Below are 21,614 nucleotides of genomic sequence, written 5' to 3'. Positions count from 1 at the left end.
AACCTCGGGGGCCGCCAACGCGATGAAGGATAGGAAAAACCTGGAATCGCTGACACCCGGCGCAGTGGTTTCCGCCGCGACTGTGGCCGACATGCCAGCCCCTCGCCGAAAGGTGAACTCGGTCTCAGTCGTGGTTCCATTCATGGACGAGGTGGAGACGATCGAGACGCTCTGGAGCCGGCTGGCCAAGGTTCTGGCTGGGATGGGATTGCAGTACGAGATCATCCTCGTGGACGACGGCAGCCTCGACGGTGGCGGAGAGATCGCGATCGGTCTTTCGGAACGCGCACCCGAGACGACCCGGACGATCCGTTTTACCCGCAACTTCGGCAAGGCCGCCGCGATCTCGGCGGGGCTGGCGGAAGCAAGGGGCGAGGTTATCCTGACCATGGACGCCGACCTCCAGGACGACCCCGCGGAGATCCCACGGTTCGTCGAAGCGATCGAGGCGGGCTTCGACGTGGTCAGCGGCTGGAAGAGGATGCGGCACGACCCGCTTCGAAAGACGCTGCCCTCGAAGGTCTTCAACGCGATGACGGCGCGGGTCTTCCGGATCGACATCCACGACATCAATTGCGGCTTCAAGGCCTACACCCGGCGGGCGGCGGAGCGGCTGAACCTGTATGGCGAACTGCACCGGTTCACTCCGGCGCTTCTGCATGCGGCAGGCTTCCGCGTCAGCGAGATTCCGGTCACTCATCACCCGCGTCGCCATGGCCAGTCCAAATACGGAACACGGCGATTGGTGAAAGGATTCCTCGACCTGGCGACGGTGATGCTTGTCACCCGGTACCAATCGCGGCCACTGCATTTCTTTGCAATGATCGGGCTGCCCCTCTTGCTGCTCGGGGGCCTGTTCATCACTTATCTCACGGTCCTGTGGTTCCTCGGTCTCGGTCCGATCGGGAACCGTCCGCTCCTGCTCATCGGCATCCTTTTCGTGGTGACGGGGATGCAGCTTCTGGGCACCGGACTTATCGCTGAACTGATCCACGCGAACCGGCTCGAAGAGAGCGACAAGTACGTCACGGCAGAGACGGCAGGGCGCGGCCTGCCGGGAGCCGGCGAATGAGCGTGGCCGCCCTCGCCCAGCGCAGCTATGTCGCCGTCCTGCGCGGTCTGCGCGGTGTCCTGCGACCCCTCGGGTTCCTCGGCTGGCTCGAACGGCGCGGCACGCGGCGGGCGCTCTGGCTGCGCTCCCTCTTTGCCATCTACGACATGGACGATCTGGTCCGGCTCGACCTGGCATGGTGGACCTTCGACGCGCTCGACGCGGTCGACCGCTTCCTCTCCGAGGGGGCGGGGAAACGAGTCTTCGAGTATGGCAGCGGGGCCAGTACGGTCTGGCTGGCACGGCGCAGAGCCGAGGTCGTTTCGGTCGACCACGATGCCGACTGGCACGCCCGCGTGCGGCGGCAGATGCAGGATAACCCGGCAGTGCGGCTTCTTCACGTGCCAAGCGAATCCGGAGGGCGGATTGGCTCCTCCAAGCCAGGTTTCGAGGGCCAGAGTTTCGACAGCTATGTCGCTGCGATCCGGGATGCGGGCGGGCCCTTCGACCTGATCGTGATCGACGGGCGCGCACGCGAGGCCTGCCTGACCGAGGTCGTCGAGCACCTGGCAGATGGCGGGATCATCCTGCTGGACGATACGAACCGCCGCCGCTACCGCGAGGCGATCACGCGCTCCGGCCTTGCTTCGCTCAGGCTCGACGGGATGGCGGTCTGCCTGCCATACAGGGATTCAACCACGCTTCTGGCGCGGGACCAGACCGCGCTTGACCGGCTCGGACCCTGATTTCAGCGCCTGCCCCGTCGCAGGAGCAGCAGATTGTAGAGCATCAGCACCATCGTCGAGAGCATGACGACGACGACGGAGAGAGAGCCGGTGCGGTAGCCCTCATAGGTCAGGAGGGCGCAAGCGACAGCTCTGAGCGCAAAGAACCTGCCCGAGACGACCGGTGTTCCGTGCAACCGCGATTCCCATGCCTGGAGCATCCAGGAGCCTAGGAAGATCGCCCCGCCGATCAGGCCGACGGCTTCGGCACGCAGGTCGGCGAATAGATGGAGAAAGATCTCGGGCATTCCGGACTCCCAAACGGTGGGCTGAAACGAAAACCCCGCGAACACCTTCATGGTACTCGCGGGGCTATTTCCTGTCCGTCTCGCCGCAGGTTACGCGAGCGCGGCCTTCGCTTTCTCGACGATGGCGCCGAAGGCAGCCGGTTCGTGAACGGCGAGGTCGGCGAGAACCTTGCGGTCCACCTCGATCCCGGCCTTCGAAAGGGCGTTCACGAAGCGGGAATAGGTGAGCGAGGCATCGATCTCGCGCACGGCCGCGTTGATACGCTGGATCCACAGCGCGCGGAAATTGCGCTTGCGGGTCTTGCGGTCGCGGGTGGCGTACTGGTTCGCCTTGTCTACGGCCTGAGTAGCGGTGCGGAAGTTGCGCGAACGGGCGCTGTAGTAGCCTTTCGCGGCCTTCACGACCTTGCGGTGACGGGCGTGGGTGACCTTGCCGGATTTAACGCGTGCCATTGTCCAGACTCCTCAGCGGTCGTACGGCATGTATTTCTTGACGATCTTGGCGTCCTGGTCGGAGAGCAGCATCGTGCCCGTCGCCTTGCGGACGAAGTCCGTCGAACGCTTGATCATGCCGTGACGCTTGCCGGCGACACCAGCCTTGACGCGGCCCGAGGCCGTCATCTTGAACCGCTTCTTCGCGGCCGATTTGGTCTTCATCTTGGGCATTTCGGTCTCCTCTTGCGAGATCGTTGACGCGCGACTCGGCATGCCACTATGGCCGGCCGCGCGGGGAATGAGCGCGCCCTATAGCCGGGCGCGCGCCTGTTGGCAAGTGGTGGGCTCAGTTCACGATCCGCCCGATCACCCGGACGAAGGCCCCCGGCACCTCATCCGGGCGGTAGCCGCTCGGCCGCATCGCCGCCGCGATCAGTATCATCGCGCCGCCCACCAGGAACAGCGTGATCGCCATTCTCGGTGGCCGGCTTTCCGAAAAGGCGGCGATCAGGGACGGAATCGCCAGGAAGACGGCAACGACTCCGATGACGAGTACCAGGTCGCTGTCCATGAGATGGCTCCAACCGGGGAGACCCGATTATTCGGGATCGGTGCGGAAAATCAACCTCTCGTCGCAGGGCGCCACCCGCACGATGTTGGTCGTGCCGGTGACGTTGAACGGCACGCCCGCGGTCACGACGATCTGGCTCGTCTCGTCCGCGAAGCCGAATTCCCGCGCCGCGCGCGCGGCCGACACGACCGCGCCCTTGAAGCGCTCGATCTCCTCCGTCTTCACGCAGTGGACGCCCCAGGTCAGGCAGAGCCGGCGCAGCACCCAGGTCAGCGGCGTCAGCGCGATTATCGGCACGCGCGGGCGTTCGCGGGCGACGAGGCTCACGGTCGTGCCGGACTGGGTGAAACAGCAGATCGCGTTGATGTCCGTCGTCTCGGCGATCTCACGCGCGGCGGAGACGATCGCGTCGGCGACGCTTTCGCGTTCGACCTTGCGGCTCGCCTCGATCACCTCGCGGTAGGTCGGGTCGCTTTCGACCGAGCGGGCCACGGCGTCCATCGTCGCCACGGCATCGACCGGATACTGGCCGGCAGCGGATTCGGCCGAAAGCATCACCGCGTCCGCACCCTCGTAGATCGCGGTCGCGACGTCGGAAACCTCGGCGCGCGTCGGCATCGGGCTTTCGATCATGCTTTCCAGCATCTGGGTCGCAACGATCACCGGCTTCGCGGCCGATCGGCAGGCGCGCACGAGGCGCTTCTGGATCGGCGGGACGGAGTGGACGGGAAGCTCGACGCCGAGGTCGCCCCGCGCGACCATTATCCCGTCGGAAACCTTCAGGATGTCGGCGAACGCCTTGACCGCTGCCGGCTTCTCGATCTTCGACAGGATCGCGGCGCGCCCCCTGGCCAGCGTGCGGGCCTCGATCACGTCCGCGGGCCGCTGCACGAAGGACAGCGCGAGCCAGTCCACGCCAAGCCCGCAGGCGAATTCCAGGTCGTCCTTGTCCTTGTCCGACAGCGCGGCGAGCGGCAGGACGACGTCCGGCACGTTCACGCCCTTCCGGTTCGAGATCGTCCCGCCCGTGGTCACGACGCAATCGGCGAAATCGTCGCCGCAACTTTCGACCCGCATCCGGATCTTGCCGTCGTTGACGAAGAGCCGCGAACCGGGCTCCAGCGCGTCGAAGATCTCCTTGTGCGGCAGGCAGACGCGGTGGCTTTCGCCCGGTGTCGGGTCGAGGTCGAAGCGGAAATGCTGCCCCTCTTCCAGATCGGCGGCGCCGGCGGCGAAGGTGCCGACGCGGAGCTTGGGCCCCTGGAGGTCGGCGAGGATGCCGATCGGCCGGCCGGTGTCAGCCTCGATCTGGCGGATGATGTCGTACCGCGCCTTCTGATCTTCGTGGCTGCCGTGGCTCATGTTCAGGCGGAACACGTCAGCGCCCGCTTCGAAGAGCGCGCGGATGGTTTCATAATCGCTGGAAGACGGGCCCAGTGTGGCCACGATCTTGACGTTGCGAAGGCGTCTCATGCTGCCTCGTTTCCTTGCATCGTTCAGTTGTCGCGGTGGGCCGCGCCCTATATGGAGCAAATCTCGGAAAGGGGCAACTGGCACCGAAGGCCATCCCCGCCGCTTGAACGTGGCAGCCATGCGTGACGGGAAGATGACGCAAGACGCCTTTGAAATCATTGGGGAGGATCGCGCCTCGCGGTGGCTGGTCACCTGCGACCATGCCTCGAACCGCGTGCCGGAAGAAATCGGCGGAGGATCGCTCGGCATTTCCGCTTCGGACATGGCGCGCCACATCGCCTATGACGTGGGCGCGCGCGGGCTGACGCTGGCACTGGCCGAACGGCTCGACGCGCCGGCCGTCCTGTCAACGTTCTCGCGGCTCGTGATCGACCCGAACCGGGGCGAGGACGATCCGACGCTTCTGATGAAGCTCTACGACGGCACGATCATTCCGGAGAACCGCAAGGCCGGCGCGGCGGAGCTGGAACGGCGGAAGGCGGCCTATTACCTGCCCTACCACGATGCATACGAAAGCCTGGCCGCCCGGCGTTCCGACACGGTGATCTGCGCCGTGCACAGCTTCACCCCCCGCCTCGTCGGGCGGGCGGAGCGCCCCTGGCAGATCGGCATCCTCTATTCGCACCGGGATGAACGGCTGGCCAAACCGCTGATCGAGCGGCTCCGTCAGGAGCCCGACCTGAATGTCGGTAACAACGAACCCTATTCCGGCCATCTCGACGGCGACGCGATCGACCGCCACGCGCTGGCGCATGGCCGGCCCAACGTGCTGATCGAGCTGCGCCACGACCTTATCGCGCTGGAAGAAGGGCAGATCGCCTGGGCGGACCGCCTCGCCCCGATCCTCGAGGAGGTGCTGGCGGAGACGGGGCTCTAGGCAATGTCACGCTTCGCAGCCGTCATCTTCGATCTCGACGGGACGCTCATCGACACCGAGCGCCAGGCGATCGAAATCGGCCTCACCGTCCTGTCCGGGATGGGCTTCCCGGTCGCGCGTGACTTCCTGACCTCGCTCGTCGGCGTCGACGAGATCGAGGGGCAGCGACGGCTCGCCGCGCATGTGGGGCCGGGCCTTGACCTCGGGAGGCTCGACGCCGAATGGCGCGCCGCGACCCGTCAGGCGCAGGACGCAGGCATCCCCCCGATGGCCGGGGTGGAGGTGCTTCTGGCCGACCTCGCACGCCGCGGACTGCCGCGGGCGGTCGCCACCAACAGTGCGACGGCAAGCGCGGTCCGCAAGCTTCGTGCCGCCGGACTGCACGGGCATTTCGACATGGCCCATGTCGTGGGCTTCGACGCGGTGCCGCGCGCGAAGCCCGCGCCCGACCTGTTCGTCGAGGCCGCGAGGCGCCTCGGCGCGGCCCCATCCACCTGCATCGCCTTCGAGGATTCGGACACCGGAACCGCCGCCGCACTTGCGGCGGGCATGACCGTTGTCCAGATTCCTGATATATCGCCCGCACGCACGCGGCGCGCCCATCACCTTGCGGAATCCCTGCTCGAAGGCGCGCGCGCCGCCGGGCTCATCGACTGACGGAGTGCTCTCATGGACGACAAGACCCGCACCGAAATCGAGGCCGCGGCCTTCCGCGCCCTGCGCGAACACCTGATCGAGAAGCGCCCGGACGTGCAGAACATCGACCTGATGAACCTCGGCGGCTTCTGCCGCAACTGCCTGTCGCGCTGGTACCAGGAGGCCGCCAACGCCCGCGGGATCGAGATGACCAAGGACGAGGCGCGGGAGATCTTCTACGGCATGCCCTACGACCAGTGGAAGGACGCGCACCAGACCGAGGCCGACGAGACCAAGAAGGCCGCATTCGAGGTGGCCTTCCGCGAGAACGTAGGAGAACGCTCATGATCGCCGGAACCCATGCCGTACTCTGGCTCCGCCGGGACCGCCCGGGCAACGACGCCTGCCGCTTCGCCGAAGCCGAGGGCGGATTCCTGATCGACGGCTCGGCCACCGACGCGGACTGGAAGGTGACCCGCTACCGCGTGCGCGCCCATGACGACGGCACCACCCGCCGCGTCCGGATCGGCGCCAATTCCCGCATCTTCATCCGTCGCACCAGGGAAGGCGCGTGGTCGATCAACGGCACCCCGGTCCCGGGTCTCGAGGATGCGGTCGACATCGACCTCGACTTCACGCCCGCCACCAAGACCCTGGCGATCCGGCGCCTGAAGCTCCCTGTCGGCAGCGAGGCCGAAATCGTCGCCGCCCGCTTCGACCTGGCGAAAGGAAGCCTAAGGCCCGAGCGCCAGACCTACAGCCGGCTGAACGAGACCGAGTATCTCCTCACCTCCGATGCCGGCTCGGCGCGGCTCAAGGTCGACGCGCAGGGCATCGTGCGCGATTACGAAGGGCTCTGGACCGCGCAAAAATAGCGGAGAGGTCGTTGCGCTCTCGGAAAAGGCTGACGAAAACGACCAGGCCGAAGGGGCGTTGACATGTGTCAACGACGCCGGCGCCGCGGCGGGCGAGCCTGATCCCCGGCAGGGACACACCGGAGGATTGCCGATGCGCAGGGCCGACCAACTCGCGGAGTTCGTGCGGGATGCGCTGAACGCCGGCCGGAACCGCGAGGAGATAGGCGCCGCGCTCGCCGATGCCGGATGGTCCGGTACGGAGATCGCCACGGCGCTCGCCGCCTATGCGGAAAGCGATTTCAGTCCCCCGGTGCCTCGGCCCCGCCCCTATGTCTCGGCCCGCGAGGCATTTCTCTACGGTCTCATGTTCCTGGCGCTGGCAATGTCCGCCTGGCACCTTTCCTCGTTGTCGATGCAACTGATCGACCGCTGGCTGCCGGAAGTCGGCGAGACGACGAATATCTTCGACCTGCGACGAATGCGGTGGTCCACGGCCTCGCTCATCGTCTTTTTCCCGCTGTTCTTCGCCTTGAATCTCCGCGCAACCCGGGAACTCAGGCGCGATCCCGGCAAGCGGCGGTCTACCGTTCGGAAATGGTTCGGCTACGTCACGCTGTTCCTTGCGGCGATCGGTCTTCTGGGCGACCTGATCTACGTGATCTATGCCTTCCTGAATGGCGACCTGACACTGCGCTTCGGGCTCAAGGCGCTGGTCGTCGCGGCTATCGGCGGGATCGTGTTCCTCTACTTCTCCGCCGAGATCCGGGAGGACGCCGATGCGAGCTGACCGGCTGGCTGCGGTCCTTGGCGCCCTGGCCGTGGGTGCTGCGGTCGTCCTCGGCGTCTGGGCGACGGGCGGCCCCATGCAGGGTCGCGCGGAACGGCGCGACGAAGTGCGTTTTCAGGATCTCCTGAGCCTGAAGGAACAGGTCGACTGCCTCGCGGACGCCGCGAACCGGACACTTCCGGCGCGACTGGAGGAAACCGACCTGTGCCTGATCGCCGATCGCTACGAGGACCCGTTCACCGGGGAGCCCTACGTCTACAAGCGGGTGTCAGCCACCGGCTTCAGGCTCTGCGCGGAGTTCGAGGCCCCGGAGATGACTCGCTTCATCCACGGGACCTTCGACGCGAAAGCCGGATGCCTCTCTTTCGACCTGAAATACCGCTACTGACCGATCAGATGGCGTCGATCCGGCTTTCCTCGATGTAGATTTCCCGCAGGCGTGTGGAAACCGGGCCCGGCGCCCCGTCGCCGATCTGGGTTCCGTCGATCTCGACCACCGGCATGACGAAGGTCGTGGCGGAGGTGACGAAGGCCTCGTCCGCGGCCTTGGCCTCTTCGACGGTGAAGGGACGTTCGACGACTTCCATCTGCGCCTCGGCCGCGAAGCGCAGGACTGCGGCGCGGGTGATCCCGTGCAGGATGTCGCTGGAAAGCTCGCGGGTGATGATGGTCTGGCCGACGACGATGTAGGCATTGTTCGACGTGCCTTCGGTGACCGCGCCATCCTCGACCATCCAGGCGTCGTCCGCGCCCTTGTGGCGGGCCATCATCTTGCCCATCGAGGGATAGAGAAGCTGGATCGTCTTGATGTCGCGCCGGCCCCAGCGGATGTCCGGGATGGTGATGACCTTCATCCCGGTCTTCGCGAGCGGGCTGTCGGCCAGACCCGGCTTCGACTGCGTGAAGAGCACGATCGTGGAGGGCACATTGTGCGGGTCGGGATAGACGAAATCACGGTCGCCGGGATTGCCGCGGGTGATCTGGAGATAGACCATCCCCTCGTCGATCCGGTTGCGGCGGACGAGTTCCCGATGGATCTCCAGCAGTTCTTCCGTCGTCGCCGGGCTCGCCATCTCGAGTTCATGGAGCGACCGGGCGAGGCGGGCGATATGGCCCTCGAAATCGACCAGCTTGCCGTCCAGCACGCTCGTCACCTCGTAGACGCCGTCGGCCATCAGGAAACCCCGGTCGAAGATAGAGATCTTCGCTTCTTCCTCGGGCAGGTATTCCCCGTTCACATAGACGATGCGGCTCATCTTCGCTCCTATCCCCAAAGCTCACGGTCCGGCGGGTGGACGCCCTCCGCGTCGTAGCGCAGAGGGTGCGGACGGTCTTCGGCCAGAAGAAGGGGCGCGTCAAGGTCCACGATGTCGGCGCCCTGCGCGACCAAAACGGCCGGGGCCATTGCCAGCGACGAGCCGACCATGCAGCCGACCATGACACCATAGCCCTGCGCGCGGGCGAGGTCGCGCAGCGCCAGCGCCTCGGTCAGGCCGCCCGTCTTGTCGAGCTTGATGTTGACCGCATCGTACTTGCCCGCGAGGTCGGCCAGCGAATGGCGGTCGTGGCAGCTTTCGTCGGCGCAGACCGGAAGGGGCCGCGCGATCTCCCCGAGCATCTCGTCAGCGCCGGCCGGAAGCGGCTGCTCGACGAGGCTCACGCCGAGCCGGACGAGGTGGGGAGCGAGATCCTCGTAGATCTCCGCTGTCCAGCCCTCGTTCGCGTCCACGATGATGCGCACGTTGGGCGCCCCCGCGCGGACGGCTTCAAGGCGGGGCATGTCCTCCGGCGTCCCGAGCTTGATCTTCAGGATCGGGCGGTGGGCATGCCGCGCCGCAGCCGCGCGCATCTTCTCGGGCGTGTCGAGCGAGAGCGTGTAGGTCGTGACGAGGGGGCCTGGCGCGGCGAGCCCCGCAAGTTCCCAGACACGCTTGCCGGCACGCTTCGCCTCAAGGTCCCAGAGCGCGCAGTCGAGCGCGTTCCTCGCCGCGCCAGGCGGGAGGGCCTGCTGCAATCCGTGTCGTTCGACAGGCGCGCCAGGGGACTCTATCTGACCCGTGACGCTGTCGAGGCTTTCGCCGTAGCGCGGATAGGGGACGCATTCACCCCAGCCGCACGGGCCGCCGTCCTCGATCCGGACGGTGAGCACGTTGGCATGGGTCCGGGATCCGCGTGAGATGGTGAAGACCTCGGCAAGGCGGAAGCTGTCGCGCGTGACGGTGATCTGCATTGTCCCGATCCGGGGCCGAAGGGCCTGATCGAGGCTTACGTCCAACGGCGCCCCGCGTCCACCGCAAGGCCCCGCTGCATTGCCGCAATCTTGCTGCGGCTGCGAAAGGAGTCTTGCATCCCGGCGCGCAATATTCTACCCGAAAGCCCGAGCGAAACGAAACATCATTGCCGGGAGCCCGCCCATGTCCTTCCGCCTTCAGCCTGCCGCCCCTGCCCGTCCGAATCGCTGCCAGCTCTTCGGCCCGGGCTCGCGTCCCGCGATCTTCGAAAAGATGGCGGCTTCAGCGGCAGACGTCATCAACCTCGACCTCGAGGATTCGGTCGCCCCGGACGACAAGCCGGAGGCGCGGAAGAACATCATCCAGGCGATCGGCGACATCGATTGGGGGAACAAGTACCTCTCGGTCCGGATCAACGGGCTCGACACGCCGTTCTGGTACCGTGACGTGGTCGACCTGCTGGAACAGGCGGGCGACAGGCTCGACCAGATCATGATCCCGAAGGTGGGCTGCGCCGCGGATGTCTATGCCGTGGACGCGCTCGTGACCGCGGTGGAAGCGGCGAAGGGCCGGAAGAAGCGCATCAGTCTCGAGGTCATCATCGAGAGCGCGGCTGGTATCGCGCATGTGGAGGAAATCGCGGCCTCCTCGCCCCGGCTTCAGGCGATGAGCCTTGGGGCGGCGGATTTCGCGGCATCGATGGGGATGCAGACCACCGGCATCGGGGGCACGCAGGAAAACTACTACATGGCCCGCGAGGGTCAGAGATACTGGTCCGACCCCTGGCACTGGGCGCAGGCGGCGATCGTCGCGGCCTGCCGGACGCATGGCGTTCTTCCGGTCGACGGGCCGTTCGGGGACTTCTCCGACGACGAGGGCTTCCGGGCGCAGGCGCGGCGGTCGGCGACGCTCGGCATGGTCGGGAAATGGGCGATCCACCCCAAGCAGGTCACTCTCGCGAACGAGGTCTTCACCCCCTCGGAGGAGCAGGTGGCCGAAGCGCGCGAGATTCTCGCCGCGATGGAGAAGGCAAAGGCCGAAGGCGCAGGGGCAACCGTCTACAAGGGGCGGCTCGTCGACATCGCCTCTATCCGGCAGGCGGAGGTCATCGTGCGCCAGGCGGAGATGATCGCGGGGTGATCCGGCAAAGCGCCCGGAACCTGCAGGTTCCAGGCGACCCGCTTCCGCTCAGGCCGGAAGCGCGCGGGGTCGGGAGCGCGACAGCACGAGCAGCACGATCCCGAGGTTCAGGACGTTCCAGCCGATGCCGTTGATGAAGGCCATCCGGTAGGAGCCCGTGAGGTCGTAGATCCAGCCCGACATCCAGCCGCCCAGCGCCATCCCCACGATGGTCGCCATCATGACGAAGCCCACGCGCTGGCCCGCCTCTTTCGCGGGAAGGTATTCCCGCACGATGAGCGCGTAGGAAGGCACGATCCCGCCCTGCGACAGGCCGAAGATCATCGACACGATGTAAAGCGAGGTCATCCCTCCGGAGGGCAGGTAGAGAACCAGCGCGAGGCCCTGTAGCGCCGACCCGATGAGAAGCGTCCGCACGCCACCGAGAACGTCGGCGAGAAGACCCGAGGCGATGCGGGACACGACGCCGCCCAGAAGCATCAGCGACAGCATCTCGGCCCCGACGGCGGGGCCGTAGCCCAGGTCGACGCAATAGGCGACGATATGGACCTGCGGCATCGACATGGCGACGCAGCACCCCACGCCGGCAAGCCCGAGGAGCCATTGCAGCGCGCGCGGGGAAAGCCCGGTCGCGGCGGCGCGGATCGCCGCGGCGCCGGAAGCAATCTGCGATGCCTCCTCGGGCACGCCGTGACGGAGGCGAACGGCGAGAGGAATCACGACGGCCAGCGTGATTGCCGCGAGGATCAGGTAGACCACTCGCCAGCCATGTTCGGCGAGGACACCGGAAAGGAGCATCGGCCAGATCGCGCCCGAAAGATAATTGCCGCTGGCGACCAGCGCCACGGCGATGCCGCGCCGGCGCATGAACCACTGCGAAACGTCCGCGATGAGGGGGCCGAAGCTCGCCGCCGTGCCGAAACCGACGACGAGTTGCGCGGCCGCAAGCATCGTGACCGAGTGGCTGGCTGCGGCAAGCGCGTTGCCTGCGGCGATGGTGATCGCGGCGCCGATGAGGGAACGGGTGACACCGAACCGATCCACGGCGCGGCCGATGAAATAGTTGCCGAGCGCGAAGCCCACCATCGTCAGCGTGTAGGGCAAGGACGCGTCCGCCCTGTCCACGCCGAATTCCGCCTGAACCGAGGGCAGGATGAGAACGATGGCCCACATGCCCACATTCCCCACCACGGCGATGAGGAGCGAGATGCCAAGGCGAATCCAGGCCGCGCGGCCGTCAAGCGAAATGGTCTGCATGGACGGCGACGCTAGGGCCGCGCATCTGCCTTGTCCATCTGCATTGCGCCAGCGAGTTGCAAAGCGCCTCGCCTGCCGTCATATAGGCCCGAGTCCCCCGAGGGAGCGCGACATGAACTATCTCGAATTCGAAAAGCCGCTGGCCGAGATCGAAGGCAAGGCCGAGGAGCTGCGTGCACTGGCGCGCAAGAACGAAGAGATGGATGTCGAAAAGGAGGCGGCCGCCCTCGACGCGAAGGCGGAAACGCTTCTCAAGGATATCTACAAGAATCTGAGCCCCTGGCGGAAATGCCAGGTGGCGCGCCATCCGGACCGTCCGCATTGCAGGGACTACATCGAGGCGCTGTTCACGGAATACACGCCGCTCGCCGGTGATCGGAACTTCGCCGACGATCACGCCGTGATGGGCGGGCTTGCGCGCCTGAACGACAAGCCGGTGATGGTGATCGGCCACGAGAAGGGCCATGACACCAAGACCCGGATCGAGCGCAATTTCGGCATGGCGCGGCCCGAGGGCTACCGCAAGGCGATCCGCCTCATGGACCTCGCCCACCGCTTCGGCCTGCCGGTCATCACGCTGATCGACACGCCCGGCGCCTATCCCGGCAAGGGCGCGGAAGAACGCGGCCAGTCCGAAGCCATCGCGCGTTCCACCCAGAAATGCCTCGAGATCGGCGTGCCGCTCATCTCGATCATCATCGGGGAAGGCGGTTCGGGCGGCGCGGTGGCCTTCGCCACCGGGGACCGGGTCGCGATGCTGGAACATTCGATCTATTCGGTGATCAGCCCCGAGGGCTGCGCCTCGATCCTGTGGAAGGATGCCGAGAAGATGCGCGAGGCCGCCGAGGCGCTGCGGCTGACGGCGCAGGACCTCGAAAAGCTCGGCGTGATCGACCGCATCATCAAGGAGCCGCTGGGCGGAGCGCAGCGCGGCCGCAAGGAAGCCATCGAATCCGTCGGCAAGGCGATCGATGCGATGCTGAAGGAACTGTCCGGCAAGAAGCCCGATCAGCTCATCAGGGATCGCCGGCAGAAATACCTCGACATGGGGTCGAAGGGTCTCGCCGCCTGATTGTCCGCGTGCTTGGGCCAATTCATCCTCCCGACAGAGGCCGGGAGGCTCCGGCGGCGCTCTGACATGGCGGCCGTCAAGCCGGACTGATCCCGATATCTGCTCCGAGAGTGGGCCTTTGCCCCTCAGGACGCGCCCGCACGGAACCCCGCCTCGGCCATGAGGCGGTTCGAGTTCGTTTCCACCATCTCTTCGAGTTCGGCCATGAACTCCTCGCTGGACTTCCCGGCCTTGATGCGGGGCAGGAACTCGACCACGGCGAGGCCGGGCTTTCGGTAGATCCCGTGGCGCGGCCAGAAGACTCCGACATTCGTCGCGGCGGGCACGCAGTCCTGGCCGAGTTGCCTGTAGAGTACGGCGGTGCCGATCTTGTAGGGCATCTTCGCCCCGGCGGCGACGCGCGTGCCCTGCGGGTAGATGATGAGCTGGCCGGGCTCTGCGCGCCCCGCCTGCACGTCGGCCACCATCTTCACGATGGCCTGGCCGCGCTTGCCCCGGTCAACCGGGATGCAGCCGAGCCGCACCGCGTACCAGCCGAGGATGGGCGCCCAGAGAAGTTCCTTCTTCATGATGAACTTCGGCCGCGGCAGCGCGGACACAAGCAGGATGATGTCGAAGAAGCTCTGATGCTTGGACGCGATCAGAACCTCGTCCGTGGGCGGCTCCCCGCGGATCTCGGACCGCAGCCCAACGATCAGGGCGGCGGACCAGCGGACGTAGCGGCAATAGGCATGGACGGCGTCGAAGGCCGCCTCGCGACGAAAGAGGACAATGGGGGTCCAGAGGATCCCGTAAACCGCCATCGCCAGATACATTAGGACGATGAAGATGACCGAGAGAGGCCATTGCAGGATACGTCTCATGCCAGCCCCCTGAGGTTCTTGAACGCGGCCACGCGGGTGGCCACGAAGGCCGTGACTGCTGCGAAGGGCGGAATCAGGAGCGGCCAGAACCAGCCCCAGCCGGTGAAACCCAGACCGGTCAGAAAGCCGCCCTCCTCCGCCGCGCGCGGCAGAAGCGCAATGGCGATCAGGCCGAGAACCGTGCCCCCGGCCGCGCCGCCCAGCGCGCGCAGGGTGAAGCGGCGGACGAAGGCGCGGGCGATGAAGGTGTCCCGCGCGCCGACGAGGCGGAGGACGCGGATCACCTGCCTGTTCGCCGCGAGCGACGCCTGGGCTGCCAGCGTGACCATTGCCGCCGTCGCCGCGCCGATCAGCACAAGCGACAGGAGCCCGAGAAACCGCAGACGCGCCGCAGCCGCCACCAGCGGTTCGCGCCAGCGGGTGTGGTCGTCCAAGACCGCGGATGGCGCCTCTGCCTGAAGCCTGAGTCTCAGGCCCTCGGCGTCAACGCCATCTCCGCCGGAGGTGACCTCGATCAGCACCGGCAACGGGAGCGACTCGACAGGCAGGTCGGGACCGAACCAGGGAGAGAGCAGCGCCTGCGTCTCCTCGGGGCCAAGAGTGCGGTACTTCTCGATCCCGGGCGTGGCGGCAAGCACGGCCTCGGCGGCGCGGACCTGGGCCGCGACCTGGTCGGCGGGCGCGGATATCCGCACCGTTGAACTGTGGGCGAGCGCGGCTTCCCAACGCTCCGCAAGCCGGGACGAGGCGAGCGAGAGGGCAAGCGCGAAGACCGCGAGGAAGGCCATCGCGCCAGCGACGAACACCGTGAGCTGCGCGGTATGGCCAGCCGGCGGCACGACGCGCGCGGCGGTGGCCCATTGCGGGGAAATCGCGAAGATCTGCATCACAGGTCCGCCCCGGCGAGTTGCAGCCGACGATTCTTGATCCTGAGGACCCGCGCGGCGACCTGCGCCTTCGCGGCGCGAATGAGGTTGAGATCGTGCGTGGCCACCAGCACGGCCTTGCCCATGCGGTTCAGCTCCACGAGCAGCGTCAGGAGCTTCAGCGACATTTCCCAGTCCACGTTGCCGGTGGGTTCATCCGCGAGGATCACCTCCGGCGACATGATGACCGCGCGGGCAAGCGCCGCGCGCTGGCGTTCGCCCCCCGACAAAGAGGGCGGCAAGGCGTCCGCCTGTTCGGCGAGGCCGACCCAGGCGAGAAGCTCGGCAAGTTCACCCGGATCCATCGTGCGGTCCGCTACCGTCAGCGGCAGCGCCACATTTTCCGCCAACGGCAGGTGGTCGAGAAACTGGCAATCCTGGTGCACGACGCCCATGCGCCGGCGCATCCGCGCCACCCCGTCGCGGTCCATCCCGCGCAGCTCCTGACCGAATACCGTGACCCGGCCCGACACGGGCATCAGATCGCCGTAGAGAAGCCTGAGGAAGGTCGTCTTGCCCGCGCCGGACGGCCCCGTGAGGAAATGGAAAGATCCCGGTGCGAGGCTCAGCGTCAGATTGCTGAACAGCACGCCGTCACCATAGCCATAGGCGACATCCTGAAGCTCGATCACCGCCCTCTCCCCCATCCCCGGCTTCGGAAGTGGCCGGGAAATCATAGTTTCTGCCTGTCGCGCCTCTGGCGCTTGGATTACGGCCGCCTGCTTGCTACAACATGAGAAATAGAAAGGCCAGAATTGCGCGACCGTCGGGACGCGCCCGTGGGGCAGGAAAAGAAACGATGCGGCTGGTTTGCCCGAATTGCGGGGCTCAGTACGAAGTAGCCGACGACGTGATCCCTCTGGCGGGTCGCGACGTTCAATGTTCTGCCTGCAACCACACGTGGTTCCAGACCCGTCCCGAGCCGGTCGAAGCCGAGGAGCCCATGCAGGCCGCACCCGAAGCAGAGCCCGAGATCGAGCCTGCGGAAGTGGCCGAAGAACACGAAGAGGCGCCCGCCCCCGTCGAGACGGAACAGCAGCGGCGCCAGCTCGATATCAGCGTTCTGAACATTCTGCGTGAAGAGGCGGAACGCGAAGCGCGTGCGCGCCGCGCCGAGGCCGGCACGATCGAATCGCAGCCCGACCTGGGGCTCGCGGAACCGGCGGCGGAGCCGGCCCCGGCGAAGGCTGAAGAGGAAGATGTAGAGGAAGAAGAGGAGTTCGAGCCCGAGGTCGCGGAGATCCGCACCCAGCCTCCGCGCGAGACGGGGCCTGCGCCGCGGGCGAAGATGCTGCCGGACATCGAGCAGATAAACTCCACCCTTCGCGCGGACGCGAAACCGGATGCCGCGGCGCTTGCGGCGGCTGCGGCCGAACTTGCCGCGAAGCGGCGCATCGGGTTCCGCCGGGGCTTCGTGCCCGTGCTGATACTCGCGTCCGTCGCGCTGGTGGTCTACCTGTCCGCCTCGAGACTGATCGCCACCTTCCCAAGCACCGAACCGGCCCTTGTGGCCTATGTCTCCAAGGTCGACCGCGCGCGCTTCTGGCTTGACGACCAGATGCGGAACCTGACCGCGCGCCTTCAGGGCGAACCCGCGGACGGCGGCCAGTAGCCCACGCTTCCGGCTGACGCGGTTCCGCGCGGCGCCTGCCGCGTGTCAGAACCGGTCGAGCAGACGCTTGAGATAGTCGAGTTCCAGGAGCGGGCGGCTCTGGTCGCCCGAACGCCGGCGGATTTCATCCAGAAGATCCTGCGCGCGGCGATAGATGTCCTCGCCCTGCAACAGGTTCTCGTCGGTGCCGAGGCGGCCGCTCTGGCCGGCGCTCCGGCCAAGGGGATCGCGCGGCACCTCGCGCCCGGCCTCACCGAAAGCTTCGCCCTGCTGGCCGGGCATCCTTTCACGCTGTTCCTGGGCGAGTGCCTCGCCGAGGTTGCGCATCCCCTCGCGCAGGTTCTCGATCGCCTCTGCCTGCCGGTCGAGCGCGCCTGACCTGTCACCCTGACGCAGCGCTTCTTCGGCTTCGTCCATCGCGCGGCCCGCATCGCCCAGACGACGGCGCGCCTCATCGGCATCCTCGCCGGAGCCGGGAAGGTTGCCGAGTTGCCCGCGAAGCTGGTCGCGCAAGGCCCGTTGGCGGTCGGCAAGGCTGCCCTGCCCCGGGCCCGAGCCCTCGCCGTCCTGGCCCTGCTGGCCTTCGCCCTGTTGCCCCTCGCCCTGCTGGCCCTGCTGTTCGCCGGGCTGCTGGCCGTCCAGATCCTGCTGGCCCTGCTGGCCGAACTGGTTCTGAAGATCGCGGAAGGTTTCGTCCGACAGGCCCTGCTGCTGACGCAGCGTATCCTGCAGATCGCGCATCGCCTGCTGGCCGGGGGATTGCATGCCCTCGCCGCCCTGGCCTTGCGTGACGCGCAGGTTCTGCATCATGCGGTTCAGCTGCTCCAGCAACTCCTGCGCCTCGGCCATGCGGCCTTCCTCCATCAGGCGCTGGATCTCGTCCATCATCTCCTGAAGCTGGTCGCCGGTGATCTGTTGGCTCGGCTGGTCCTGCGTGAAGCGGTCCGCCGGGTCCGTCTCGCCCCGTTCCGCGAGCATGCGGATGTATTCGTCCGTCGCCTGACGGAGTTCATCCATCAGTTCCTGGATTTCCTCGGGGGAGGCGCCGTTGCGGATGGCTTCCGAAAGGCGTTCCTGGGCGCGCTGCATCCGTTCGAGCGCGTCCGAAAGCCCGCCATCCTCGACCAGCACGGCAATCTCCCAAAGCGCCTCCGCGATCTCGTCGCGGAGATCGGTGGACAGCGGCCCCTGCGCGAGCCCAGTGTCGAGCCGCCGCATGGCGACCCGCAGCATCAGGTAGGCGCGCTGGTTGCGGAACAGGCCCTCTGGCTCGTTGGTGATAGCGCGCAGAACCTGCGACGTCCGATGGCCATTGTCGCGCGTCCACAGAAGATCGCGGCGCATTTCGATCAGGGCTGCTGCGAGCGGGTCGAAGAAGCGCCGGCCGGGAAGCGGCAGGCTCTGCGTCTCGCTCTGGCCCAGCTGACCACGGGCATCCTCGACGAAAAAGGTCATCCGCACCGGCAGGTTGGCCCAGGGATGTTTCGAGGCATTTTCCACCAGCGCCTCGGTGAAGTCGGCGCGGCTGCCAGAGATCGGCATCGGCAGGTCGAAGATCAGGGTCTCGCGCTGTTCGGGTTCCGCGGCGAGGCCGTGGCGGCGATCCATCGCGTCGAGGTCGAGGGTGAATTCGGCACGGCCCCGGACGACGGCGTAGTCATCCGAGGCGGTGAAGGGCTGAGACATCTGGCCATCGGCCTCGCGCTTCACCTCGCCGGCGAGCGTGACCAAGGGCGCCGTGTCGTCGAGGACGGTGATGTCCCAGCTGCGCCCGCCCGCCCCGTCGACCGTCAGAGTACCGGAGCGCACCGCCTCGAACTCGACCGCGCGCACGCTCTGCGGTTCGGCGGCGGCACCATCCTCCTTCGCCGCGACGGGCGAAAGGGCGGAAAGGGTTTCGCTCACCGAGATCGCATCGGGCTCGCCATACAGTCGGAGGGTGATGCGGCTCCCCTCGGGGATGTCGAGCGTTTCCGCCGCGATGTCGTTCAGGTAGAGGCTCGGCCGCCCGGTGTAGGTCGGGGGCTCGACCCAGCCTTCCCAGGCCGGGCCGGCCGCCGCCTGCGCCGCAGTTCCGCCCATCCCGATATCGGCCACCTCGGTCACGCGGCCGAGCGTTCCGAACATCATAGCCATGACGAAACCCGTGGCCGCAACATAACGCAACGCGAAGCGGTCGCGGGAGGAGAGCCTGAGGTCGGGAGAGACGGGCCTGGCACCCCTCGCGCGGTCCGCCATGCGCTGAAGATGCGCGCGCCAGACATGGACCGAACCTGCGTCGGCGGCGCCCAGCGCCTGCGCGTCGGTCATCGCGGCGATCGGGCGGCCCGGAAGGGTGCGGTCGAGGCGATCAAGCGCCTCGGCGCTCGTGGGCCAATGGAACCGGCGGAAGCCAAGGACCGCGAAGACGGCGAGGGCGAGAAGCCACAGCCCGGCAAGCACCCAGAGGGCCACTTCCGACATTTGATCCTGCAGCCCGAAGGCGAATGCGGTGGCGAGCGCGAGAAGCAGCGTGGAAACCGGCCAGAAGGCGCGCGCCGCACGTTCAGCCACCATCCCCGCGCGCGTGAAGCGCAGGGACCATCTCAGGCGGTAAAGGGTCGCCGCGGTGAGCTGTTCCGTGTCGGTCATTCACCCGTCCAGAGCTCACGCGCGACTGCCGCGCGTCAGAGCCACTCGGGGATGGTATCTCGGTTTATCATCTCGTCAAAGGATGGCCGCGAGCGGATGACGGCGAAGTGATCCCCCTTGACCAGAACCTCGGGCACGAGGGGACGGGAGTTGTACTCGGACGCCATCACCGCGCCATAGGCGCCGGCCGAGCGGAAGGCCACGCGGTCACCTTCGGCCATCGGCGGCAAGGGCCTGCCACGGGCGAATGTGTCACCGGATTCGCAGACGGGCCCCACGACGTCATAGGGCTGGTGGCCCGCATCCGGCGCTGGCTCCACCAAGGGGACGATATCGTGATGCGCGCCATACATGGCCGGGCGGATCAGGTCGTTCATCGCCGCATCGAGGATCAGGAAGTCGCGGTCCTCGCCATTCTTCACGTAGATGACCTGCGCGACGAGAAGGCCCGCGTTGCCCACGATCAGGCGGCCGGGCTCTATCTCGATCTCGCAGCCGAGATCGCCGACCGTGCGCTTGATGAGGTCTCCGTAGTCCTTCGGCAGGGGCGGCGCCTCGTTCGAACGGGTGTACGGGATGCCGAGCCCGCCGCCGAGGTCGAGGCGGCGAATGTCGTGCCCATCCGCGCGCAGCGCCCGGGCCAGGTCGGCAACCTTCGTGTAGGCCAGTTCGTAGGGTTCGAGCTCGGTCAGCTGGCTGCCGATATGGACGTCGATGCCCACGACCTCGAGGCCGGGAAGGCGCGCGGCTTCGGCATAGACTTCCCGCGCGCGGGTGATCGGGATGCCGAACTTGTTTTCCTTCTTGCCGGTCGCGATCTTCTCGTGCGTCTTGGCGTCCACGTCGGGGTTCACGCGGATGGCGATAGGCGCGGCCACGCCCAGCGACACCGCGACCTCTGACAGCGCCCGCATCTCGGGCTCGCTTTCGACGTTGAACTGGCGGATGCCGCCTTCGAGCGCGACGCGCATCTCCTCGCGTGTCTTGCCGACGCCCGAGAACACGATCCGGTCTCCTGGTACGCCTGCGGCCTTGGCGCGCAGGTATTCCCCGACGCTCACCACGTCCATCCCCGCACCGAGATTCCCGAGCGTGCGGATCACGGCCTGGTTGGAATTGGCCTTCATCGCGAAGCAGACAAGATGCGGCAGGGGCGCCAGCGCCTCTTCGAAAAGCCGGTAGTGGCGTTCGAGCGTGGCCGTCGAATAGACGTAGAAGGGCGTGCCGATCGTCGCCGCGATATCGGGGATCGCCACGTCCTCGGCGTGAAGAATGCCGTCCTTGTAGAGGAAATGGTCCATTCCGGCTTGGTCCCTGTCGCGATTTCGCACCGAGGGCACCTCATAGCAGATGGTCGGAGCGGCGCAATTGCCAAGGCTGGGAGGCCGCATTGATCCCTGTCAATGCGCAAGCCTGAAACGGCGCCAGAATTTCATGCGGTCTTCATACCGAGGAGAGCGGAGGATGCCGTTCACGGTTGACGAATTCTTTGCGGTCTTCGCCCGTTACAATGAATCCGTTGGGCCGCTGCCGGCCGTCGCCTACATCCTGGGGCTCGTGACGATCGCGCTTGTCATGGCGCGGTCGCGCGTCGCTTCCATGATCGCCGCGGTCATCCTCGCGGCGATGTGGGCCGCCAACGGTGTCGGGTATCACTGGCTTTACTTTGCCGAGGTCAATCCGGCGGCCTGGCTGTTCGGCGCGGCCTTCCTGGCCGAGGCCGTGTTGCTGGCCACCGCGCCCTTCGTCGCGCGCGGAATGACGTTTTCCGTCAGATCGGACGCGAGGTCAGTCGTCGGAACGGCGCTCATCCTATTCTCGATGGTGGCCTACCCGGTGTGGGGGCGTCTGGCCGGACACACCTATCCGGCGGTCCCGTCCTTCGGCATCGCGCCCTGCCCCACGACGATCTTCACTATCGGCGTGCTTCTGCTCGGCCCCTGGAAATCGGTGCGCTGGCTCCTGGTCATCCCGGTGCTGTGGTCTGTCGTCGGCGGGTCGGCGGCCGTTCTCTTGCGGGTGCCGCAGGATTTCGGTCTGATCGCGGCCGGGCTTTGCGCTGTGGTCTTCGCTCTGGCCCACCGGCGGGATGCGGGCCTCGCACGGCACGATGCTTCGGGCTGACGGAGTGCCAAGGGTGCCGCAGCATGCCGGCGTCAGGC

Annotated in this window: 25 protein-coding genes; 12 read left to right on the top strand and 13 right to left on the bottom strand. The window is 66.9% G+C overall.

Features of this window, described 5'->3' with window-relative positions:
* Positions 1-22 precede the first annotated feature (22 nt).
* Positions 23-1,072 carry a glycosyltransferase family 2 protein gene (locus ABCN56_RS10850; protein ID WP_343080812.1) on the top strand — a complete coding sequence of 350 codons (1,050 nt, stop codon included), beginning with the start codon at positions 23-25 and terminating at the stop codon, positions 1,070-1,072.
* A complete protein-coding gene (locus tag ABCN56_RS10845; protein WP_343080811.1) occupies positions 1,069-1,797 on the top strand; it encodes a class I SAM-dependent methyltransferase in 729 nt (242 codons plus the stop codon). The genes ABCN56_RS10850 and ABCN56_RS10845 overlap by 4 nt, the downstream gene beginning before the upstream one ends.
* A gap of 2 nt (positions 1,798-1,799) precedes the next feature.
* Here the strand turns inward: ABCN56_RS10845 and ABCN56_RS10840 are convergent, their stop codons facing one another.
* From ABCN56_RS10840 to pyk, 5 genes are all read right to left on the bottom strand, one after another.
* Entirely contained in the window at positions 1,800-2,084 is a 285-nt protein-coding gene (locus ABCN56_RS10840) for a hypothetical protein (protein ID WP_343080810.1), read from the bottom strand.
* A gap of 90 nt (positions 2,085-2,174) precedes the next feature.
* Positions 2,175-2,537, bottom strand: coding sequence for a 50S ribosomal protein L20 (gene rplT, locus ABCN56_RS10835; protein ID WP_343080809.1), 363 nt, complete (start codon positions 2,535-2,537; stop codon positions 2,175-2,177).
* 12 nt (positions 2,538-2,549) lie between these two features.
* Positions 2,550-2,750 (bottom strand): 50S ribosomal protein L35, encoded by a 201-nt coding sequence (rpmI, locus tag ABCN56_RS10830; RefSeq protein WP_343080808.1) that lies wholly within the window; start codon positions 2,748-2,750, stop codon positions 2,550-2,552.
* A 115-nt stretch (positions 2,751-2,865) separates the two neighbouring features.
* The gene (locus ABCN56_RS10825; RefSeq protein ID WP_343080807.1) at positions 2,866-3,090 is read right to left on the bottom strand and encodes a hypothetical protein; all 225 of its coding nucleotides are present in this window, start codon (positions 3,088-3,090) and stop codon (positions 2,866-2,868) included.
* Between the two features lie 27 nt (positions 3,091-3,117).
* Entirely contained in the window at positions 3,118-4,563 is a 1,446-nt protein-coding gene (pyk, locus tag ABCN56_RS10820) for a pyruvate kinase (RefSeq protein WP_343080806.1), read from the bottom strand.
* 133 nt (positions 4,564-4,696) lie between these two features.
* On the opposite strand from pyk, the gene ABCN56_RS10815 reads away from it, so the two are divergent.
* The 6 genes from ABCN56_RS10815 to ABCN56_RS10790 all read left to right on the top strand — a co-directional run bounded on the left by ABCN56_RS10815 (position 4,697) and on the right by ABCN56_RS10790 (position 8,108).
* Positions 4,697-5,440 carry an N-formylglutamate amidohydrolase gene (locus ABCN56_RS10815; RefSeq protein ID WP_343080805.1) on the top strand — a complete coding sequence of 248 codons (744 nt, stop codon included), beginning with the start codon at positions 4,697-4,699 and terminating at the stop codon, positions 5,438-5,440.
* 3 nt (positions 5,441-5,443) lie between these two features.
* Positions 5,444-6,097, top strand: coding sequence for an HAD family hydrolase (locus ABCN56_RS10810; protein ID WP_343080804.1), 654 nt, complete (start codon positions 5,444-5,446; stop codon positions 6,095-6,097).
* A 12-nt stretch (positions 6,098-6,109) separates the two neighbouring features.
* Positions 6,110-6,424 carry a DUF1244 domain-containing protein gene (locus tag ABCN56_RS10805; RefSeq protein WP_343080803.1) on the top strand — a complete coding sequence of 105 codons (315 nt, stop codon included), beginning with the start codon at positions 6,110-6,112 and terminating at the stop codon, positions 6,422-6,424.
* Entirely contained in the window at positions 6,421-6,951 is a 531-nt protein-coding gene (locus ABCN56_RS10800) for a putative glycolipid-binding domain-containing protein (RefSeq protein ID WP_343080802.1), read from the top strand. The genes ABCN56_RS10805 and ABCN56_RS10800 overlap by 4 nt, the downstream gene beginning before the upstream one ends.
* Before the next feature lie 133 nt (positions 6,952-7,084).
* Positions 7,085-7,720: a DUF5671 domain-containing protein gene (locus tag ABCN56_RS10795; protein WP_343080801.1), complete on the top strand. Its 636-nt coding sequence runs from the start codon at positions 7,085-7,087 to the stop codon at positions 7,718-7,720.
* Positions 7,710-8,108, top strand: a complete 399-nt coding sequence (locus tag ABCN56_RS10790; RefSeq protein WP_343080800.1) for a hypothetical protein — start codon at positions 7,710-7,712, stop codon at positions 8,106-8,108. The genes ABCN56_RS10795 and ABCN56_RS10790 overlap by 11 nt, the downstream gene beginning before the upstream one ends.
* 4 nt (positions 8,109-8,112) lie before the next feature.
* Here ABCN56_RS10790 and ABCN56_RS10785 read toward each other — a convergent pair whose 3' ends face one another.
* Positions 8,113-8,976: a D-amino-acid transaminase gene (locus tag ABCN56_RS10785; protein WP_343080799.1), complete on the bottom strand. Its 864-nt coding sequence runs from the start codon at positions 8,974-8,976 to the stop codon at positions 8,113-8,115.
* Positions 8,977-8,984: 8 nt separating this feature from the next.
* Positions 8,985-9,950, bottom strand: a complete 966-nt coding sequence (gene dgcA / locus ABCN56_RS10780) for an N-acetyl-D-Glu racemase DgcA (protein ID WP_343080798.1) — start codon at positions 9,948-9,950, stop codon at positions 8,985-8,987.
* 184 nt (positions 9,951-10,134) lie between these two features.
* On the opposite strand from dgcA, the gene ABCN56_RS10775 reads away from it, so the two are divergent.
* Positions 10,135-11,091: an L-malyl-CoA/beta-methylmalyl-CoA lyase gene (locus ABCN56_RS10775; protein ID WP_343080797.1), complete on the top strand. Its 957-nt coding sequence runs from the start codon at positions 10,135-10,137 to the stop codon at positions 11,089-11,091.
* 48 nt (positions 11,092-11,139) lie between these two features.
* On the opposite strand, the gene ABCN56_RS10770 is transcribed toward ABCN56_RS10775, so the two are convergent.
* A complete protein-coding gene (locus ABCN56_RS10770) occupies positions 11,140-12,348 on the bottom strand; it encodes an MFS transporter (RefSeq protein ID WP_343080796.1) in 1,209 nt (402 codons plus the stop codon).
* A 112-nt stretch (positions 12,349-12,460) separates the two neighbouring features.
* Here ABCN56_RS10770 and ABCN56_RS10765 point away from each other — a divergent pair, with 112 nt between their 5' ends.
* Entirely contained in the window at positions 12,461-13,420 is a 960-nt protein-coding gene (locus ABCN56_RS10765; protein WP_343080795.1) for an acetyl-CoA carboxylase carboxyltransferase subunit alpha, read from the top strand.
* Positions 13,421-13,545: 125 nt separating this feature from the next.
* Here ABCN56_RS10765 and ABCN56_RS10760 read toward each other — a convergent pair whose 3' ends face one another.
* From ABCN56_RS10760 to ABCN56_RS10750, 3 genes are read right to left on the bottom strand one after another with little or no spacing between them, the layout of a single operon-like run.
* Positions 13,546-14,283 (bottom strand): lysophospholipid acyltransferase family protein, encoded by a 738-nt coding sequence (locus tag ABCN56_RS10760; RefSeq protein WP_343080794.1) that lies wholly within the window; start codon positions 14,281-14,283, stop codon positions 13,546-13,548.
* The gene (locus tag ABCN56_RS10755) at positions 14,280-15,170 is read right to left on the bottom strand and encodes a cell division protein FtsX (RefSeq protein ID WP_343080793.1); all 891 of its coding nucleotides are present in this window, start codon (positions 15,168-15,170) and stop codon (positions 14,280-14,282) included. The genes ABCN56_RS10760 and ABCN56_RS10755 overlap by 4 nt, the downstream gene beginning before the upstream one ends.
* Entirely contained in the window at positions 15,170-15,856 is a 687-nt protein-coding gene (locus tag ABCN56_RS10750) for a cell division ATP-binding protein FtsE (RefSeq protein WP_425466095.1), read from the bottom strand. The genes ABCN56_RS10755 and ABCN56_RS10750 overlap by 1 nt, the downstream gene beginning before the upstream one ends.
* Before the next feature lie 152 nt (positions 15,857-16,008).
* On the opposite strand from ABCN56_RS10750, the gene ABCN56_RS10745 reads away from it, so the two are divergent.
* Positions 16,009-16,821: a zinc-ribbon domain-containing protein gene (locus ABCN56_RS10745; RefSeq protein WP_343080792.1), complete on the top strand. Its 813-nt coding sequence runs from the start codon at positions 16,009-16,011 to the stop codon at positions 16,819-16,821.
* 45 nt (positions 16,822-16,866) lie between these two features.
* Here the strand turns inward: ABCN56_RS10745 and ABCN56_RS10740 are convergent, their stop codons facing one another.
* Together ABCN56_RS10740 and lysA are read right to left on the bottom strand one after the other, a co-directional pair.
* Entirely contained in the window at positions 16,867-19,452 is a 2,586-nt protein-coding gene (locus ABCN56_RS10740) for a TIGR02302 family protein (RefSeq protein ID WP_343080791.1), read from the bottom strand.
* A gap of 35 nt (positions 19,453-19,487) precedes the next feature.
* Positions 19,488-20,753 carry a diaminopimelate decarboxylase gene (lysA, locus tag ABCN56_RS10735; RefSeq protein WP_343080790.1) on the bottom strand — a complete coding sequence of 422 codons (1,266 nt, stop codon included), beginning with the start codon at positions 20,751-20,753 and terminating at the stop codon, positions 19,488-19,490.
* Positions 20,754-20,916: 163 nt separating this feature from the next.
* On the opposite strand from lysA, the gene ABCN56_RS10730 reads away from it, so the two are divergent.
* Complete coding sequence (locus ABCN56_RS10730; RefSeq protein WP_343080789.1) at positions 20,917-21,576, top strand: DUF6064 family protein; 660 nt, start codon at positions 20,917-20,919, stop codon at positions 21,574-21,576.
* Positions 21,577-21,614 lie beyond the last annotated feature (38 nt).

The organism is Ostreiculturibacter nitratireducens (assembly GCF_032670585.1).
Taxonomy (GTDB): Bacteria; Pseudomonadota; Alphaproteobacteria; order Rhodobacterales; family Rhodobacteraceae; genus Ostreiculturibacter; species Ostreiculturibacter nitratireducens.
Note: the sequence above shows the minus strand (reverse complement) of the source record. Positions and strands in the feature narration are given on the sequence as shown.

What these genes read in the sequence shown, in the direction of transcription:
- ABCN56_RS10750 (WP_425466095.1), bottom strand. Translation starts at nt 15,856, where the DNA reads ATGGGGGAGAGGGCGGTGATCGAGCTTCAGGATGTCGCCTATGGCTAT.
- ABCN56_RS10740 (WP_343080791.1), bottom strand. Translation starts at nt 19,452, where the DNA reads ATGACCGACACGGAACAGCTCACCGCGGCGACCCTTTACCGCCTGAGA.
- ABCN56_RS10815 (WP_343080805.1), top strand. Translation starts at nt 4,697, where the DNA reads ATGACGCAAGACGCCTTTGAAATCATTGGGGAGGATCGCGCCTCGCGG.
- ABCN56_RS10765 (WP_343080795.1), top strand. Translation starts at nt 12,461, where the DNA reads ATGAACTATCTCGAATTCGAAAAGCCGCTGGCCGAGATCGAAGGCAAG.
- ABCN56_RS10810 (WP_343080804.1), top strand. Translation starts at nt 5,444, where the DNA reads ATGTCACGCTTCGCAGCCGTCATCTTCGATCTCGACGGGACGCTCATC.
- ABCN56_RS10770 (WP_343080796.1), bottom strand. Translation starts at nt 12,348, where the DNA reads ATGCAGACCATTTCGCTTGACGGCCGCGCGGCCTGGATTCGCCTTGGC.
- ABCN56_RS10775 (WP_343080797.1), top strand. Translation starts at nt 10,135, where the DNA reads ATGTCCTTCCGCCTTCAGCCTGCCGCCCCTGCCCGTCCGAATCGCTGC.
- lysA (WP_343080790.1), bottom strand. Translation starts at nt 20,753, where the DNA reads ATGGACCATTTCCTCTACAAGGACGGCATTCTTCACGCCGAGGACGTG.
- ABCN56_RS10825 (WP_343080807.1), bottom strand. Translation starts at nt 3,090, where the DNA reads ATGGACAGCGACCTGGTACTCGTCATCGGAGTCGTTGCCGTCTTCCTG.
- ABCN56_RS10840 (WP_343080810.1), bottom strand. Translation starts at nt 2,084, where the DNA reads ATGCCCGAGATCTTTCTCCATCTATTCGCCGACCTGCGTGCCGAAGCC.
- ABCN56_RS10785 (WP_343080799.1), bottom strand. Translation starts at nt 8,976, where the DNA reads ATGAGCCGCATCGTCTATGTGAACGGGGAATACCTGCCCGAGGAAGAA.
- dgcA (WP_343080798.1), bottom strand. Translation starts at nt 9,950, where the DNA reads ATGCAGATCACCGTCACGCGCGACAGCTTCCGCCTTGCCGAGGTCTTC.
- ABCN56_RS10845 (WP_343080811.1), top strand. Translation starts at nt 1,069, where the DNA reads ATGAGCGTGGCCGCCCTCGCCCAGCGCAGCTATGTCGCCGTCCTGCGC.
- ABCN56_RS10730 (WP_343080789.1), top strand. Translation starts at nt 20,917, where the DNA reads ATGCCGTTCACGGTTGACGAATTCTTTGCGGTCTTCGCCCGTTACAAT.
- ABCN56_RS10755 (WP_343080793.1), bottom strand. Translation starts at nt 15,170, where the DNA reads ATGCAGATCTTCGCGATTTCCCCGCAATGGGCCACCGCCGCGCGCGTC.
- rplT (WP_343080809.1), bottom strand. Translation starts at nt 2,537, where the DNA reads ATGGCACGCGTTAAATCCGGCAAGGTCACCCACGCCCGTCACCGCAAG.
- pyk (WP_343080806.1), bottom strand. Translation starts at nt 4,563, where the DNA reads ATGAGACGCCTTCGCAACGTCAAGATCGTGGCCACACTGGGCCCGTCT.
- rpmI (WP_343080808.1), bottom strand. Translation starts at nt 2,750, where the DNA reads ATGCCCAAGATGAAGACCAAATCGGCCGCGAAGAAGCGGTTCAAGATG.
- ABCN56_RS10850 (WP_343080812.1), top strand. Translation starts at nt 23, where the DNA reads ATGAAGGATAGGAAAAACCTGGAATCGCTGACACCCGGCGCAGTGGTT.
- ABCN56_RS10800 (WP_343080802.1), top strand. Translation starts at nt 6,421, where the DNA reads ATGATCGCCGGAACCCATGCCGTACTCTGGCTCCGCCGGGACCGCCCG.
- ABCN56_RS10790 (WP_343080800.1), top strand. Translation starts at nt 7,710, where the DNA reads ATGCGAGCTGACCGGCTGGCTGCGGTCCTTGGCGCCCTGGCCGTGGGT.
- ABCN56_RS10760 (WP_343080794.1), bottom strand. Translation starts at nt 14,283, where the DNA reads ATGAGACGTATCCTGCAATGGCCTCTCTCGGTCATCTTCATCGTCCTA.
- ABCN56_RS10805 (WP_343080803.1), top strand. Translation starts at nt 6,110, where the DNA reads ATGGACGACAAGACCCGCACCGAAATCGAGGCCGCGGCCTTCCGCGCC.
- ABCN56_RS10795 (WP_343080801.1), top strand. Translation starts at nt 7,085, where the DNA reads ATGCGCAGGGCCGACCAACTCGCGGAGTTCGTGCGGGATGCGCTGAAC.
- ABCN56_RS10745 (WP_343080792.1), top strand. Translation starts at nt 16,009, where the DNA reads ATGCGGCTGGTTTGCCCGAATTGCGGGGCTCAGTACGAAGTAGCCGAC.